At 73.3% G+C, this 12,158-nt stretch carries 12 protein-coding genes and 1 pseudogene; 6 read left to right on the top strand and 7 right to left on the bottom strand.

Annotated elements, in window-relative coordinates; all coding sequences use genetic code 11:
- Positions 1-37: 37 nt before the first annotated feature.
- Complete coding sequence (locus tag ACIBJG_RS30295) at positions 38-745, top strand: alpha/beta hydrolase (RefSeq protein ID WP_399312273.1); 708 nt, start codon at positions 38-40, stop codon at positions 743-745.
- On the opposite strand, the gene ACIBJG_RS30300 is transcribed toward ACIBJG_RS30295, so the two are convergent.
- Positions 746-1,942 (bottom strand): MFS transporter, encoded by a 1,197-nt coding sequence (locus ACIBJG_RS30300; protein ID WP_399312275.1) that lies wholly within the window; start codon positions 1,940-1,942, stop codon positions 746-748. It lies immediately after the preceding gene.
- A 77-nt stretch (positions 1,943-2,019) separates the two neighbouring features.
- Here ACIBJG_RS30300 and ACIBJG_RS30305 point away from each other — a divergent pair, with 77 nt between their 5' ends.
- Entirely contained in the window at positions 2,020-2,781 is a 762-nt protein-coding gene (locus ACIBJG_RS30305) for an AraC family transcriptional regulator (RefSeq protein WP_399312278.1), read from the top strand.
- Here ACIBJG_RS30305 and ACIBJG_RS30310 read toward each other — a convergent pair.
- Positions 2,751-3,398, bottom strand: coding sequence for a TetR/AcrR family transcriptional regulator (locus ACIBJG_RS30310; RefSeq protein WP_399312279.1), 648 nt, complete (start codon positions 3,396-3,398; stop codon positions 2,751-2,753). The genes ACIBJG_RS30305 and ACIBJG_RS30310 overlap by 31 nt on opposite strands.
- 68 nt (positions 3,399-3,466) lie before the next feature.
- Between ACIBJG_RS30310 and ACIBJG_RS30315 the strand changes: the two genes are divergently transcribed.
- The 3 genes and pseudogenes from ACIBJG_RS30315 to ACIBJG_RS30325 all read left to right on the top strand — a co-directional run.
- Positions 3,467-4,927: an MFS transporter gene (locus ACIBJG_RS30315; RefSeq protein WP_399312281.1), complete on the top strand. Its 1,461-nt coding sequence runs from the start codon at positions 3,467-3,469 to the stop codon at positions 4,925-4,927.
- Between the two features lie 105 nt (positions 4,928-5,032).
- Positions 5,033-6,751, top strand: coding sequence for a SpoIIE family protein phosphatase (locus tag ACIBJG_RS30320; protein ID WP_399312282.1), 1,719 nt, complete (start codon positions 5,033-5,035; stop codon positions 6,749-6,751).
- A gap of 52 nt (positions 6,752-6,803) precedes the next feature.
- Positions 6,804-7,163 (top strand): annotated as a pseudogene (locus ACIBJG_RS30325) (hypothetical protein); the annotation flags it as partial.
- A gap of 221 nt (positions 7,164-7,384) precedes the next feature.
- Here ACIBJG_RS30325 and ACIBJG_RS30330 read toward each other — a convergent pair.
- Genes ACIBJG_RS30330 through ACIBJG_RS30350 form a run of 5 tightly spaced genes read right to left on the bottom strand, consistent with a single transcriptional unit; the run spans position 7,385 to position 11,194 of the window.
- Positions 7,385-8,233 carry a GNAT family N-acetyltransferase gene (locus ACIBJG_RS30330; protein WP_399312284.1) on the bottom strand — a complete coding sequence of 283 codons (849 nt, stop codon included), beginning with the start codon at positions 8,231-8,233 and terminating at the stop codon, positions 7,385-7,387.
- A gap of 52 nt (positions 8,234-8,285) precedes the next feature.
- Positions 8,286-8,879: a hypothetical protein gene (locus tag ACIBJG_RS30335; protein ID WP_399312286.1), complete on the bottom strand. Its 594-nt coding sequence runs from the start codon at positions 8,877-8,879 to the stop codon at positions 8,286-8,288.
- On the bottom strand, positions 8,876-10,141 hold the full coding sequence (locus ACIBJG_RS30340) for an MAB_1171c family putative transporter (protein ID WP_399312288.1): 1,266 nt from the start codon (positions 10,139-10,141) through the stop codon (positions 8,876-8,878). Before ACIBJG_RS30340 ends, ACIBJG_RS30335 begins: the two co-directional genes overlap by 4 nt.
- A gap of 41 nt (positions 10,142-10,182) precedes the next feature.
- Positions 10,183-10,743: a toxin gene (locus ACIBJG_RS30345; RefSeq protein ID WP_399312290.1), complete on the bottom strand. Its 561-nt coding sequence runs from the start codon at positions 10,741-10,743 to the stop codon at positions 10,183-10,185.
- Positions 10,744-10,747: 4 nt separating this feature from the next.
- A complete protein-coding gene (locus ACIBJG_RS30350; RefSeq protein WP_399312293.1) occupies positions 10,748-11,194 on the bottom strand; it encodes a hypothetical protein in 447 nt (148 codons plus the stop codon).
- A 600-nt stretch (positions 11,195-11,794) separates the two neighbouring features.
- Here ACIBJG_RS30350 and ACIBJG_RS30355 point away from each other — a divergent pair.
- Positions 11,795-12,139: a MerR family transcriptional regulator gene (locus ACIBJG_RS30355; RefSeq protein ID WP_399312295.1), complete on the top strand. Its 345-nt coding sequence runs from the start codon at positions 11,795-11,797 to the stop codon at positions 12,137-12,139.
- The last annotated feature ends 19 nt before the right edge of the window (positions 12,140-12,158 follow it).

The following is a 12,158-nucleotide window of genomic DNA, read 5'->3' on the forward strand; positions in this document are numbered from 1 at the left end:
CTTGGTACGGATCCGATCACCGCACCCGGAGGTACGCATGACGCCAACTCACCCGCCGGCGGCTGCGGTGCTCCTGCTGCACGGCGGCCGGGAGACCGGCCTCGGGGGGCCGCCGCCCGGCCCGCTCAACCTGCCCTCGGTACGGATGCGGCCGTTCGCGCGCGGCCTGCGGGGCACGCTGCCCGACGACGTGCTGGTGCGGGCCGTCCGGTACGGGCACCGGGGCTGGAACGGGGACCGGGCGGACCCGCTGCATGACGCCGTACGCGCGCTCGACGGGTTGCGGCGTACGGCGGGGGAGGTCCCGGTCGTCCTGCTCGGGCACTCGATGGGCGGCCGCGCCGCCCTCGCCGCCGCCGGGCATCCGCTGGTCCGGGGTGTCGTCGGCCTCGCCCCTTGGTGCCCGCCGGGCGACCCGGTCGCGCAGCTCGCCGGACGGGACGTCGTCCTGGTGCACGGCACCCGCGACCGTGTCACGAATCCGGCGGACTCCCGCGTGCTCACCGAACGGGCCAGGAAGGACGGCGCCCGGACCTGTCTGGTCACCGTGGACGGCGGCGATCACGCGATGCTCCGGCGCGCGGCGGCCTGGCACCGGCTGACGGCCGTTCTGGTCGCCGGGCTGCTGGACCGCGCGCCGCTTCCGGGGCCGGTCGCCGAGGCGCTGCGGCTGCCACCGGGGGCCACCGCCGACGAGGGGGCGGTGGACCTGGACCGGCTGCTCCCGGCCGGCGGGCGGGGCTGATCAGCCGCCGGCGTCCGGGTCCGTCAGGAACAGGCCGAGCGCCAGGGCGAGGACCGGGATCGCGCACAGGATCGTGAACACGCCCTGCGGCCCGTACGCCTGGGCCGCCGCGCCGAGCGCGGGCGCGGCGAGGCCGCCGACGCTGACGGCCAGTCCGAGCGTGACCCCCGCGGCGGTGCCGGGGCGGCCGGGGAGGTAGTCCTGGCCGAGCTTGACCAGGACGGCGAACGGGATGTTCAGCGCGAGGCCCGTCAGGAGTGCGAAGAGGAGCGGAAGGACGGTGCCCGGGGTCAGCCGCAGCGCGATCAGGGCCGGTACGGCGAGGAGGGCGCCGAGCTGGACCGTACGGACCATGCCGATGCGGTCGGCGATCCGGCCGCCGAGCAGCGTGCCGGCCACGCCGCCCGCCAGGAAGCAGGTGAGCGCCGCGCCCGCCGGACCCCGGCCGGAGTGCAGATGGCGGATCCAGAACAGTTCGATGAACGTGACCGCGCCGAAGAACGCCGCCGACCGGACCACGGCGACGCCGGTGAGGACGAGGAACGGCCGCCACCGGTCCCGCCCCGCCCCCGCCGCCTCGCGCGTGGTGGTCGCGGCGGGGCGGTGCCGGAGCAGGACGAACGCCATCAGGACGGCGGGAGGGATGAAGAGCGCCGTCGCGCCGACCCCCATCGCGACGAGCGCCGGGGTCGCGAGCACCGGTGCGAGGAAGAAGCCGACGCTGCCGCCCGCCGCGAAGATGCTCATCGCGGACGCGCTGTCCCCGGCCGCCTCACGGGCCGCCTTGCCGGCCGCCGGGTGGAACATCGCCACGCCGAGGCCGGACAGCAGCATCAGCAGCCAGACGGCGGCGTACGGCCCGGCGAGCCCGGACAGGCCCAGACCGATCCCGGCGACGGCCAGCCCGGCGGGGGCCAGCCGGCCCATCCGGTAGCGGTCCACGGCGACGCCGATGAGGGGCTGCGGGACCGAACTCCCCAGGGCCGCCGCGAGGGTGAGCCCCGAGGCGGCGACATAGCTGTAGCCGCGGTCCAGCACGAAGTAGGGGACACAGGCGGGGACGAGGCCCTGGTACAGGTCGTCCACGGCGTGCGCGGCGCCCCACATCCGCATCCGGCGCCAGGCCGGCACGGGCGGTGCGGCGGGCTGTGCGGTGGTGCCGGCGGACGGGGCCGGGCGGGCCGTTGGACCTGTCATGAACGCGGCTCCTCGCTGTGGGGCCTCCGAGCATTCCTGCCGCTGCCCTCAGCGGGCTATCGATACTCTGCCGACTTATGTCGCCAACCCGCCGCACGCTCCACGGGCCGTCCCGGGTGCCGCTCGCGCACCAGGAACGCATCGAGCGCCACCACCACCTGGAGCACCAGCTCGTCTGCCCGTCCCGCGGGGTGCTGGAGGTGTCCACCCCGCTCGGGGTGTGGGCCGTACCGCCGCACCGGGCGGTGTGGATCCCCGCCGGAGTGGTCCACGCCCACCTGGCCTTCGGGCCCACGGAGCTGAGGGGGCTCTCCTTCGCCCCGGCGGACAACCCGCTGCGGCTCGACCGGCCGACGGTACTGGCCGTCACCCCGCTGCTGCGGGAGGTCGTGGCCTGCCTGACGGACGACGCGGAGCCGGCCGGGGACGCGCGGCAGCGGCGGAATCTGGAGCGGGTCGCGCTCGACCAGCTGCGCCGGGTCGAACCGCTCGGCGTCTGTCTGCCCTCACCGGCCGACGCGCGGCTGCGGGACATCGCCCGGATCCTGCGGGACGACCCGGCGGACGGGCGGACGCTCACCGAACTCGGCGCCGCCGTCGGCTCGGCCTCCCGCACCCTGAGCAGGCTGTTCCGTGCGGAAACCGGGATGTCGTTCCCGCAGTGGCGCACCCAGCTCCGGCTGCACCACGCGCTGACGCTGCTGGCGTCGGGCGGATCGGTCACCGCGGTCGCGGTGGCGTGCGGCTACAGCGGGCCCAGCGCGTTCATCCAGTCGTTCCGCCACGCGTTCGGCACCACGCCCGGGTCCTACGCGTCGGGCGGCACGGGCGGGGCGTAGTAGCCCAGGAACATGTCCACTCCCTGGGTGATCAGGCGGTCCGTGGCGTCGTCGTCGATCGTCGTGCCGTACGAGCCGAAGACCAGGTGCGGGAAGACCAGCAGCGCGTACAGCTGGATGATCGCCGTCTCCAGGTCGGGGATGACCAGCCGGCCGCGTCCGGCCAGTTCGCGCAGGGCGTCGGCGACGGCGGGGTGGTGGCCCTCGGGGCCGTGGCCCTGCCAGGCCTGCGCGATCTCCGGGAAGCGGTGCAGCTCGGCGGCCACCAGGTTGCGCAGGGCGATCACGTCGTCGTTGCCACGGACTGCGGCCACCCAGGTGCGGGCCGCGTCGACGAAGGCGGCCCGCAGGTCGGGGGCGTCGGCGAGGGCGGCAAGCGCCGTCGTGGACGCGTCGCCGAGCGGCTCGTCGAGCGCGCCCGCGATCACGGCGGTGAACAGCGCTTCTTTGCTGCCGAAGTGGTTGTAGACCGTCACCTTCGAGACGCCCGCCCCGGCGGCGATGGCGTCCATGCCGACGCCGAACCCGTCCCGCAGGAACGCCTCGCGGGCCGCCTTCACGATGGCCTGTCGCTTGGCCTCGGCGCGGGGGCCTGCGGGGCGGGGCTTGATGTCCATGCACCGATGCTAACAGCGACTTGAACTGAACAGTTGAGTTCAATTGTACTGAGCCGTACAGTTCAGTTATGACTCATGACGCTGCCTCGAAGACCACCGCACACGGCGACAGTGCTCCGCACGGACACCGCCACCCGCCTGCCGTCCGCCGGCCCGGGGTGATGCTCGCGCTCATCTGCGTGGCCCAGTTCATGCTGGTGCTCGACGTCACCGTGGTGAACGTCGCGCTGCCCGACATGGCCGCCGACCTGCACCTCGACCGCTCCGCGCTGACCTGGGTGGTCACCGCGTACACCCTCTGCTTCGGCGGGCTGATGCTGCTCGGCGGACGCCTCGCCGACGCCCTCGGGGCCAGGCGCACCCTCCTCGCGGGCCTGGCTGTCTTCACCGCCGCCTCGCTGGTCTCCGGGCTCGCCGGCAACGCGTCGACGCTGATCGGCGGCCGGATCGCGCAGGGCGTGGGCGCCGCCCTGCTGTCACCGGCGGCGCTGTCGCTCGTCACCACCTCGTTCCACGGCGCCGCACGCAACAAGGCGCTCGGGGTGTGGGCCGCGATCGGCGGCACCGGATCGGCGATCGGGGTGCTGGTGGGCGGCGCGCTGGCCGGCGGGCCAGGGTGGAGCTGGGTCTTCTACGTCAACGTGCCCGTCGGCCTGGCCCTGCTGGCCGCCCTGCCCGCCTTCGTACCGAAGCGCGCACCGCGGCCGTCGGCCCGGCTCGACGTGCCCGGCGCGGTGCTCGTCACGGCCGGTACCGGGGGGCTGATCTACGGACTGGTCAAGGCCGGGGACGGCGGCTGGGGCGCCCCCGCCACCCTGCTGCCGCTCGCCGCCGCCCTCGTTCTGTACGCCGGGTTCGCGGCGGTCGAGCGCGTGGCCCGGGAGCCGCTCATGGACCTGCGGATGTTCACCCGGCGCCCGGTGCTCGCCGGGGCGTTCCTGATGCTGATCGCCACCGGACTGCTGATCGCGTTCTTCTTCCTCGGCTCGGTCTACCTCCAGCACGGCCGCGGCTTCGGGGCAATGCGGACCGGACTCGTCTTCCTGCCGGTGGCGGTGGCCGTCGGCGCCGGCGCGCACCTGGGCTCCCGCCTCGTCACCTCGGTGGGGAGCCGGGCCACCGCCGTCGGCGGGATGGCGATCGCCACCGCCGCCTGCGCGCCACTGGCCCGGATCGGCGCGGACAGCAGCGTGTACGGGGTGCTGCTGCCGGGCCTCGCGGTGGCCGCCCTCGGCCTCGGGGCGGTGTTCGTCACCGCCACCACCACGGCGCTGGGCATGGTCGCGCACGAGGAGGCGGGGCTCGCCTCCGGAGTGGTGAACACCTTCCACGAGGTGGGCGGGTCGATCGGAGTCGCGGTCGTGTCCACGGTGGCCGCCGCCGGGATCGGCGGCGCGGCGGGCACGGTGGGCGGCTTCGCGGACGCGTTCCTGGTGTGCGCGGTGGCCGCGGGCGGCTGTGCGGTGGTGTCCGCGGTGCTGGTGCCCCGGGGGAAGCCGGAGACCGGGGGCGCGGTGCCGCTGCACTGATTCGGGCGGCGCGGCGGGCGGTCTGCGGATGCGGGCGGGGTGCGGCCGTCCGACGATGAAGGGCCGGGCAGTCGGGCGGCCCGCGCCCTGCCCCAGGAGGTTGTCTTGTTGGCCGATGCGCACGCCGACATCCCGTCGCCGCTCGACGTCGTCGCGCTCGCGGCCCTGATCGACGGCACCACGGCCGGGGTGGGCGTCATGGACACCCAGCTGCGGTATCTGTACGTGAACCCGGCCCTCGAACGGCTCAACGGCATCCCGGCCGCCGAACATCTGGGCCGTAGGGCCTCCGAGGTGCTTCCCGAGGTCGACGCCCGCGAGGACCTGATGCGCGCGGTCCTCGCCGACGGCCGGGCACGCGAGATCGCCTCCAGCGGCCGGACCCCCGCCGCGTCCGGCACCGCCACGCGCTACTGGCACGGCGCCTACCACCGGCTGGAGGTGGCGGGAAAGGTCGTGGGCGTCGCCGGGATCGTGCTGGAGGTCATGGCGTCCGACGAGGACCAGCGCCGGCTCGCCCAGGCACAGCGCCACCTGAGCCTCCTGGACAGTGCGAGCGCCCGGATCGGCACCACCCTCGACATGGACACCACCTGCGCCGAACTCGTCGACCTCGTCGTCCCTGGGCTCGCCGACCTCGCCACCGTCGAGGTCTTCCCGCCGGACGTCGCCCCGCCGGTGCGCCCCGCACCGCCCGGGGTGGTCCGGCTGCGGCGGGCCGCGCTGACGGCGGTGCCGGGGCTGCGCGAGCAGGTGGACCGGTTCGGCGGGCCCGGGACCTACGTCGACTACCAGGAGAACGCGGCCGTACCGCGCTGCCTGGCCGCCAACCAGCCCGTCGTCGAGAACCTCACCGGTGACGAGCAGCTGGGCCGCTCGGCCCCCTCCCCGGAGCGGGTCGCCGCCTACCGGGACCTCGGGATGCATTCGGCCGTCATCGTGCCGGTCTCCGTGCGCAGCGGCCCGATCGGCATCCTCGGCCTGGTCAGGGCCGGGGACTCGCCCGTCTTCACGGACGAGGACGTGGTGGTAGCCCGGGAGCTCGCCGGGCGGGCCGCCGTCGATCTCGACCACGCGCGCCGCTTCACCCACGAGCACACCATCGCCCTGGAACTCCAGCGCTCCCTGCTCTCCGAGCCGCGCCCGCCGCACCCGCACATCGAGATCGCCACCCGCTACCTGCCGGCCGACCGGAGCGTGCTCGTCGGCGGCGACTGGTTCGACGTCATCCCGCTGCCCGACGGCCGCCACCTCAAGGCGATCGGCGATGTGATGGGGCACGGCGTGGAGGCGGCCGTCGCGATGAGCCACTACCGCTCGCTGCTGCGGCTGCTGGCCGACGAGGAGCTGCCGCCGCACCGCATCCTGGAGCAGCTCGACCGGATGGTCGAACGGTCCGGGCTCGACCGGGCGGCGACCTGTCTGCTCGCCGTCGTCGACCGGGCCGGCGGGGTGTGCGAGGTGTCGAGCGCCGGCCATCTGCCGCCGGTGCTCATCGACCCCGGCCCGGCCCGGACGTATGTGGCCGATGTGCAGGCCGGCCCGCCGCTCGGCACCGGATTCGGCGGCTACCGGACGACGAGGGTGAACTGCGGTCCGGGCACGGTCCTGTTCATGTACACCGACGGGCTGGTGGAGCGGCGCGGCGAGGACATCGACGTGTCCGTCGGCCGGCTCGAGGAGCTGACCCTGCCGGAGAGCGGCGATCTGGAGGAGCTGCTGGACACGGTGCTCGACCGGTTCGGCCCGGGGGCCGAGGACGACATCGCGGTGATGGCCTCACGGTCCCGCTGGGCCCCGGAGGGTGGCTGCGCGACGGGCTGAGCCCCGGAACAGGCCCGGGGGCGTTGTCAGTGGCGGGTGCGACGATCGGGTCATGAAGCCGTTGCTCCTCGCCGACATCGAGGCCGCCGTCCGCAGCAGCTGGGGCGCCGACACCACCACGCCCGAGCACCGCCCGCACTGGACCCCGGACCACCCCGCCCGCGACCAGTGCGGGGTCACCGCCCTGGTCCTGCACGACCTGCTGGGTGGTGAGCTGATCCGCGGCGAGGTCCATGTCGACGGAGTGCGCACCGACTTCCACTGGTGGAACCGGCTGGGACCGGGGACGGAGATAGACCTGACCCGCGAGCAGTTCGCCCCCGAGGAGATCGTCTCGGGCGGCACGGCGATCGCCCGCCCGCCGCAGATCGTCCGGCTGCGGGAGGAGTACGAGCTGCTTCGCGGCCGGGTACGGGACCTGCTAGGGCCTGTCGTCACACTCCCGCCTGCCCCACGGCGCCATGCACGCGCTCTCGCTGCACCGGACACAAGCCCAAGTACATCCAGTACGAGGGCGTGCGCCCGGCACACCGAGAGCACGCACCTGACGCCGCAGGGCCGCCCTTCGGGCGACGGCGGGAGCGTGACGACAGGCCCTAGGCCGGTGAGCACACCGGCCCCCTCCCCGGCGGATCAACCCAGTTCGAGGCTGGTGATGCCGAACAGCCCGGCGTGATCGACGTCCGGGGCCGGCCCGGTGTACATGCGGGCCGTTTCGAACGACGGGGTGAGCCCCAGCTCTCCGGCCAGCCGCACCGCCGCCGGATTCACGTCCGGTACGTCCACGGCGACCGGCGCGGACGGGTCGGTCGCCGCGAGCGCACTCACCAGCGCGCGGGCGATCTCCGGCGTGGCCGCGTACAGCGGGCCGATGCGCGAGGACGTACGGCAGGCGCGCAGCACGGCGAGCCCCCGCACCTCGCCCTCGGACAGTGCGACCAGTGCGGTGCGGCCGGGCGCTGTCGTCCACGCCGCGAGGAAGCTGTCCCGCTCCTCGGGGAAGAACCGGCGGTCGTACGCGGTGACCTGGCCGAAGGGCAGCGTGCGGGCGTCCACCAGGGTGACGCCGGGCGGCGGCGCGACATCGACCGGGACGAGCCCCTCGTACCGCAGGTTCGTCCAGGCCGGACGGAAGCCGGACTTCCGGTAGTTGGGCTGCTGCTCGACGACCCCGTCGAGCCCGGTGTTCCGCCCGGCCAGCCGGGCCGTCCCGGTGGCCCAGAGCCGGCCCCCGTACCCCTGTCCGCGCAGTTCTGGGCGGGTCAGGTAGAAGCCCAGGAAGCCGAAGCCGGAGCCGTAGCGGACCACGGAGACACAGGAGGCGGGCACTCCGTCGAGGCGGCCGATCAGGAAGCCGCACGGATCGGCGGCGAAGAACGCCTGACCGTCGGTCAGCCCGGGGTTCCAGCCCTCGGCATGGGCCCAGTCCGCCATCAGCCTGATGTCGTCCGCGCTTGCTGTGGTGATCTCGAATGTCGGCACGGCACAACCATGGACCCCGCGCGCGGCCCGTTCAACGACCCCAGGCCCTTCCTCACCCGAGCAGGAACGCGCCCGCAGTCGCCGCGCCCAGCGCCGTCCCGGCCGTCACCTGGCCCACCGTGTGGTAGCCGAGCGCCACCCGCGACCAGCACACGGCGGCCGTCATCACGTACCCGAACAGCCACCACGGCGAGTGCACCGCGGCGAGCAGCGCGACCACGGCCGAGGCGACCGAGGCGTCCACCGAGATCTTCCAGACCGTGTTGACGGCCAGCAGGACGACGGTCATCACCCAGAGCCCGAGCATCGCAGTCAGGATTCCTGAGGGGGCGCCGCCCAGCACCATGACCGCCGAACCGACGCCTATGGAGCCGAGGATGACGAGGAAGATCGGGGCCCGCTTGGTCCGGTCGACGACATGACGGTCGCCCCAGGTGCCGCGCCCGCGCTCCCACTCGATGTAGCCGGCGGGGACGAGCCCGGCGCACAGGGCGCCGAGCAGTCCCCAGAGCAGTCCGGTCCAGTGGCCCGCCGCCGCGAGACCGATGGCGAGCATGCCGGCCAGCAGGAGGTTGCGGGGCTGGAGGACGTCCGTCACGGTGCGGGCGGTGGACGTGCCGGTGTCGTGGGTGGTGCTCGCGCTCATGCCTGCTGCTCCTGCTCCTGGACCGCTGCGGACGATGCGAGGACCTGCCGGGCCCGCTCCGGTGTGACCGTGCGGAACGCCGCCGCCACCCGGACCAGCCGGGCGACCTCGCCGTCCTGGTCGGTGGCGTGCTGGGTGGAGACGGCGGCCGCGTCGCCCGCGGGTGCCCCGGCGCTCCGGGCCACGAGTGCCGCCTTGATCCAGTAGGCGTCGGCCAGCGGCCCGGCCTGCTCCCGGTCGGTGGTCCCGTCCGCGGCGGCGGCCTCGGCGGCCGGCAGAGCTGCGTCGGGGACGTAGTGGCGCAGCTTCTCCACCGCGTCGGCGATGTCCGCGGCCCAGCGGTCGACCCGCAGGTCGGCCGGGGTGCCGAAGCGGGTCAGCTCGCGCAGCAGCGGCGCCGGGGGGTCGAAGGGCTGGTCGGGGAAGGCCGCCATCAGCTCGTACCAGAGCGCGTGCAGCTTCACCTGGGCCCGCCAGAGCTTCGCCCGGCGGCGGACGTTGCTGAGCGCGGGGATGGACGCGCCGACCGCGAAGAAGGCGAACAGCACCACCTGCGCGGCCTCGGTGATCTCGTCGAACTTCAGGGCGAAGGCCTCGCCCGGCCGGTCGATGACGCTGATCCAGAGGAAGAGCGTCCGGCTGACGGTGTAGCCGACGCCGATGAACATGGCGAACGTCATCATCCCCAGGCCCACCCGCAGATGCCGCCGCTCGGCGCTCGCGGTGGCGAGGGCCCACTGGTAGGCGCAGACGGCGGAGGCGGCGCCGAGGTAGAGGTAGAACACGCTCATGTAGAGCGTCGCGCCCCACTGCCCGGCGTGGTCGGCGACGAAGCGGTCCGAGGGTGTGGACCGGTCGACGACGGTGAAGAACAGCACTGTCAGCAGTACGAGCGTGGCGACGGAGGCCTTCGCCGCGACCTGCTGGATCAACCGCGCGAACCGTACGTGGCGCGGGACGTCCCCGGCGTCGGCGTACTGGCCGTAGATCGCGACGATGTAGCTGAGAATGGCCAGAATCGCGACCGTCGCCGTGTAGTGCTTGATCAGCACCGAGAGGTCGGTGACCGGGCTGTCGTTGAGCCCGATGCGCACGACGCGGGTCTTGGTCCACAGCGCGGCGGCGAACCCCGCGTAACAGCCCCACAGGGCCCGGCGGCGCCGGTCCTCCTCGTCGCCCCACAGGGCGGCCGGCATGCGCCACACGGCGACTGCTGTCATCAGGCCGGCTATCAGATAACCGGCGACGTCGAGCGGGGTCACGGGAGAAGTCCTTGTGGTGGGGGGACGGGGGAAACGCGGTGTCACGTACGGCGGAACAGGCCGCGGCGGCGGTGGGCGACCGGGCGCGAGAGCGAGTTGGCGAGCCGCCCCACCATGTCATCGCTCGTCACGTCCCTCGCCATGCGGGGGATGAGCGAGGCACCCAATTCGGCCACGCGTTCGTCATGGGTGTCGTACTGGGCGCGGGCCTGCACCGCGTCCGGACGCTCCAGTGCGTCCGGGCCGACGACCCGGGCGATCAGGGAGGTGTCGAAGACGGGCAGCAGCCGCCGCAACTGCTCCGCGTCCAGCGAGGTGCCGTGGTCGAACCACTCGTGGCACAGCTCGTGCAGGATGACGTGCTGGGTCTGGTAGGCGGTGGGGCGCCGGCGGTAGAGCACGAAGCTGGTAGTGCCGGTCTTCAGCCGCAGCCCGCAGGCCGTGTTGACGCGGGCCAGCCGGTCCGGCATCTCGTGCAGCGCGATGGTGCGGCCGCGGGCCGCCTCCATGTTCGCCACCAGACCCTCGACGGTGAAGGGGGAGGGGAGCGGGAGACCGGTGAGGCCGTCCTCGCACTCCTTGCGGAGTTCGCGCATGGACACCGCGCTATCCCCGTGGTTCGCCGTCGGCCGAAGGCTCCCGGTCCTTGGCGTCCTGGAGCAGGGCGAGCGCGAACCGCAGGAGCTCCGGCGGCAGTCCCTCCTCGTCCAGCCCCCGCCCGGCCAGCCCGCTGATCTCGCCGGTACGCCGCCTCGCCAGGAACTGCAGCCCCGCGACGACGTCGTCGACGACCTCGGACTCCTCCTTGAAGAACCGCCAGTCCACGCCGAAGCCGAGTCCGAGCGCCTTGAGGATGTCCTCGGACGGCTGGGTCACCTTGCCGGCCAGGATGTTGGAGAAGTAACTGTGGGAGAGGGATCCGCCGCGTTCCTTGACCAGGTCGGCGAAGACCCGTCCCGAGATCTTGCGGCCGGGGAAGGTCTTCTCGACCATGTACTCGACCTTCTGCCGCAGCGTTCGCAGCTCCGGCGCGCGTTCTTCGCCGTTGTCCATCCGGCCCCCACGTTCACGTCCACCGCGCGGGCGTGTGTCCGGCTCCGCGCGGCGCTCGATTCGGTCAACGGGCTCGTACTGTAACGAACCCCGACGTGGCTTCCGGCGCCCGGGGAGTCCAGCGGCACACCGTAAAGGGATGTAGTGGAGCATCTTGCTCCGGTATTCGGAGCGGGCTTGCGCAAACACTTTACGTCACTGTTAACTCGAAAAAACATGGGCAGGGGACCACGAGGGGAGTCCCTTGCCCATGAAGACGCCTGCGTGAACCCGCCTCGTACGAGGGTCCGGCGCGCACAGGGGTGTAGCCCTTCACGACGGGGGATGCGTGAAGGGCTACGCCTGCATTATGACCCCTGGTCAGGCAGTCATCAACTGACCGGCCGGTCAGTGTTCTTGGCGAGCCCTCGTCCGGCCGCCCCCCGGGGGCGCCGGGAGGGCGGCCACCACGGCGGTACGACGGGCGCCGGGAGCGGCCCGGACCAGATTATTTTCCCCGTCGGGCCAGGGAAATCTGTCGCGACTATGCTAGAGACGATGGCTCGCACAATGAGAGTTTCTCGTTCCGACAACGAAGTCAGCGACACGCGGCAGGTGCACATGCCCCCCGAAACCCCTCCGCATGCCACCGACCGTCTCGACGACGACGACTACCCCGCCTACACCATGGGCCGCGCCGCGGAGATGATCGGCGCCACGCCCGGATTCCTCCGTGCGATCGGTGAGGCCCGGCTGATCACTCCCCTGCGGTCGGAGGGCGGCCACCGCCGCTACTCCCGCTACCAGCTGCGCATCGCGGCCCGAGCCCGTGAACTCGTCGACGGCGGAACGCCGATCGAGGCCGCGTGCCGCATCGTGATCCTGGAGGACCAGCTCGAAGAGGCACTGCGGCTGAACGAGGAGCTGCGCCGGCCCGCCCCGGGCCAACACCACGACACGGCCTGAGCGGCCCCGCGGCCGCCTC

The organism is Streptomyces sp. NPDC050422 (assembly GCF_044458665.1).
Lineage (GTDB): Bacteria > Actinomycetota > Actinomycetes > Streptomycetales > Streptomycetaceae > Streptomyces.

What these genes read in the sequence shown, in the direction of transcription:
- ACIBJG_RS30335 (WP_399312286.1), bottom strand. Translation starts at nt 8,879, where the DNA reads ATGAGCGCGAGCACCACCCACGACACCGGCACGTCCACCGCCCGCACC.
- ACIBJG_RS30350 (WP_399312293.1), bottom strand. Translation starts at nt 11,194, where the DNA reads ATGGACAACGGCGAAGAACGCGCGCCGGAGCTGCGAACGCTGCGGCAG.
- ACIBJG_RS30295 (WP_399312273.1), top strand. Translation starts at nt 38, where the DNA reads ATGACGCCAACTCACCCGCCGGCGGCTGCGGTGCTCCTGCTGCACGGC.
- ACIBJG_RS30315 (WP_399312281.1), top strand. Translation starts at nt 3,467, where the DNA reads ATGACTCATGACGCTGCCTCGAAGACCACCGCACACGGCGACAGTGCT.
- ACIBJG_RS30310 (WP_399312279.1), bottom strand. Translation starts at nt 3,398, where the DNA reads ATGGACATCAAGCCCCGCCCCGCAGGCCCCCGCGCCGAGGCCAAGCGA.
- ACIBJG_RS30300 (WP_399312275.1), bottom strand. Translation starts at nt 1,942, where the DNA reads ATGACAGGTCCAACGGCCCGCCCGGCCCCGTCCGCCGGCACCACCGCA.
- ACIBJG_RS30305 (WP_399312278.1), top strand. Translation starts at nt 2,020, where the DNA reads ATGTCGCCAACCCGCCGCACGCTCCACGGGCCGTCCCGGGTGCCGCTC.
- ACIBJG_RS30355 (WP_399312295.1), top strand. Translation starts at nt 11,795, where the DNA reads ATGCCCCCCGAAACCCCTCCGCATGCCACCGACCGTCTCGACGACGAC.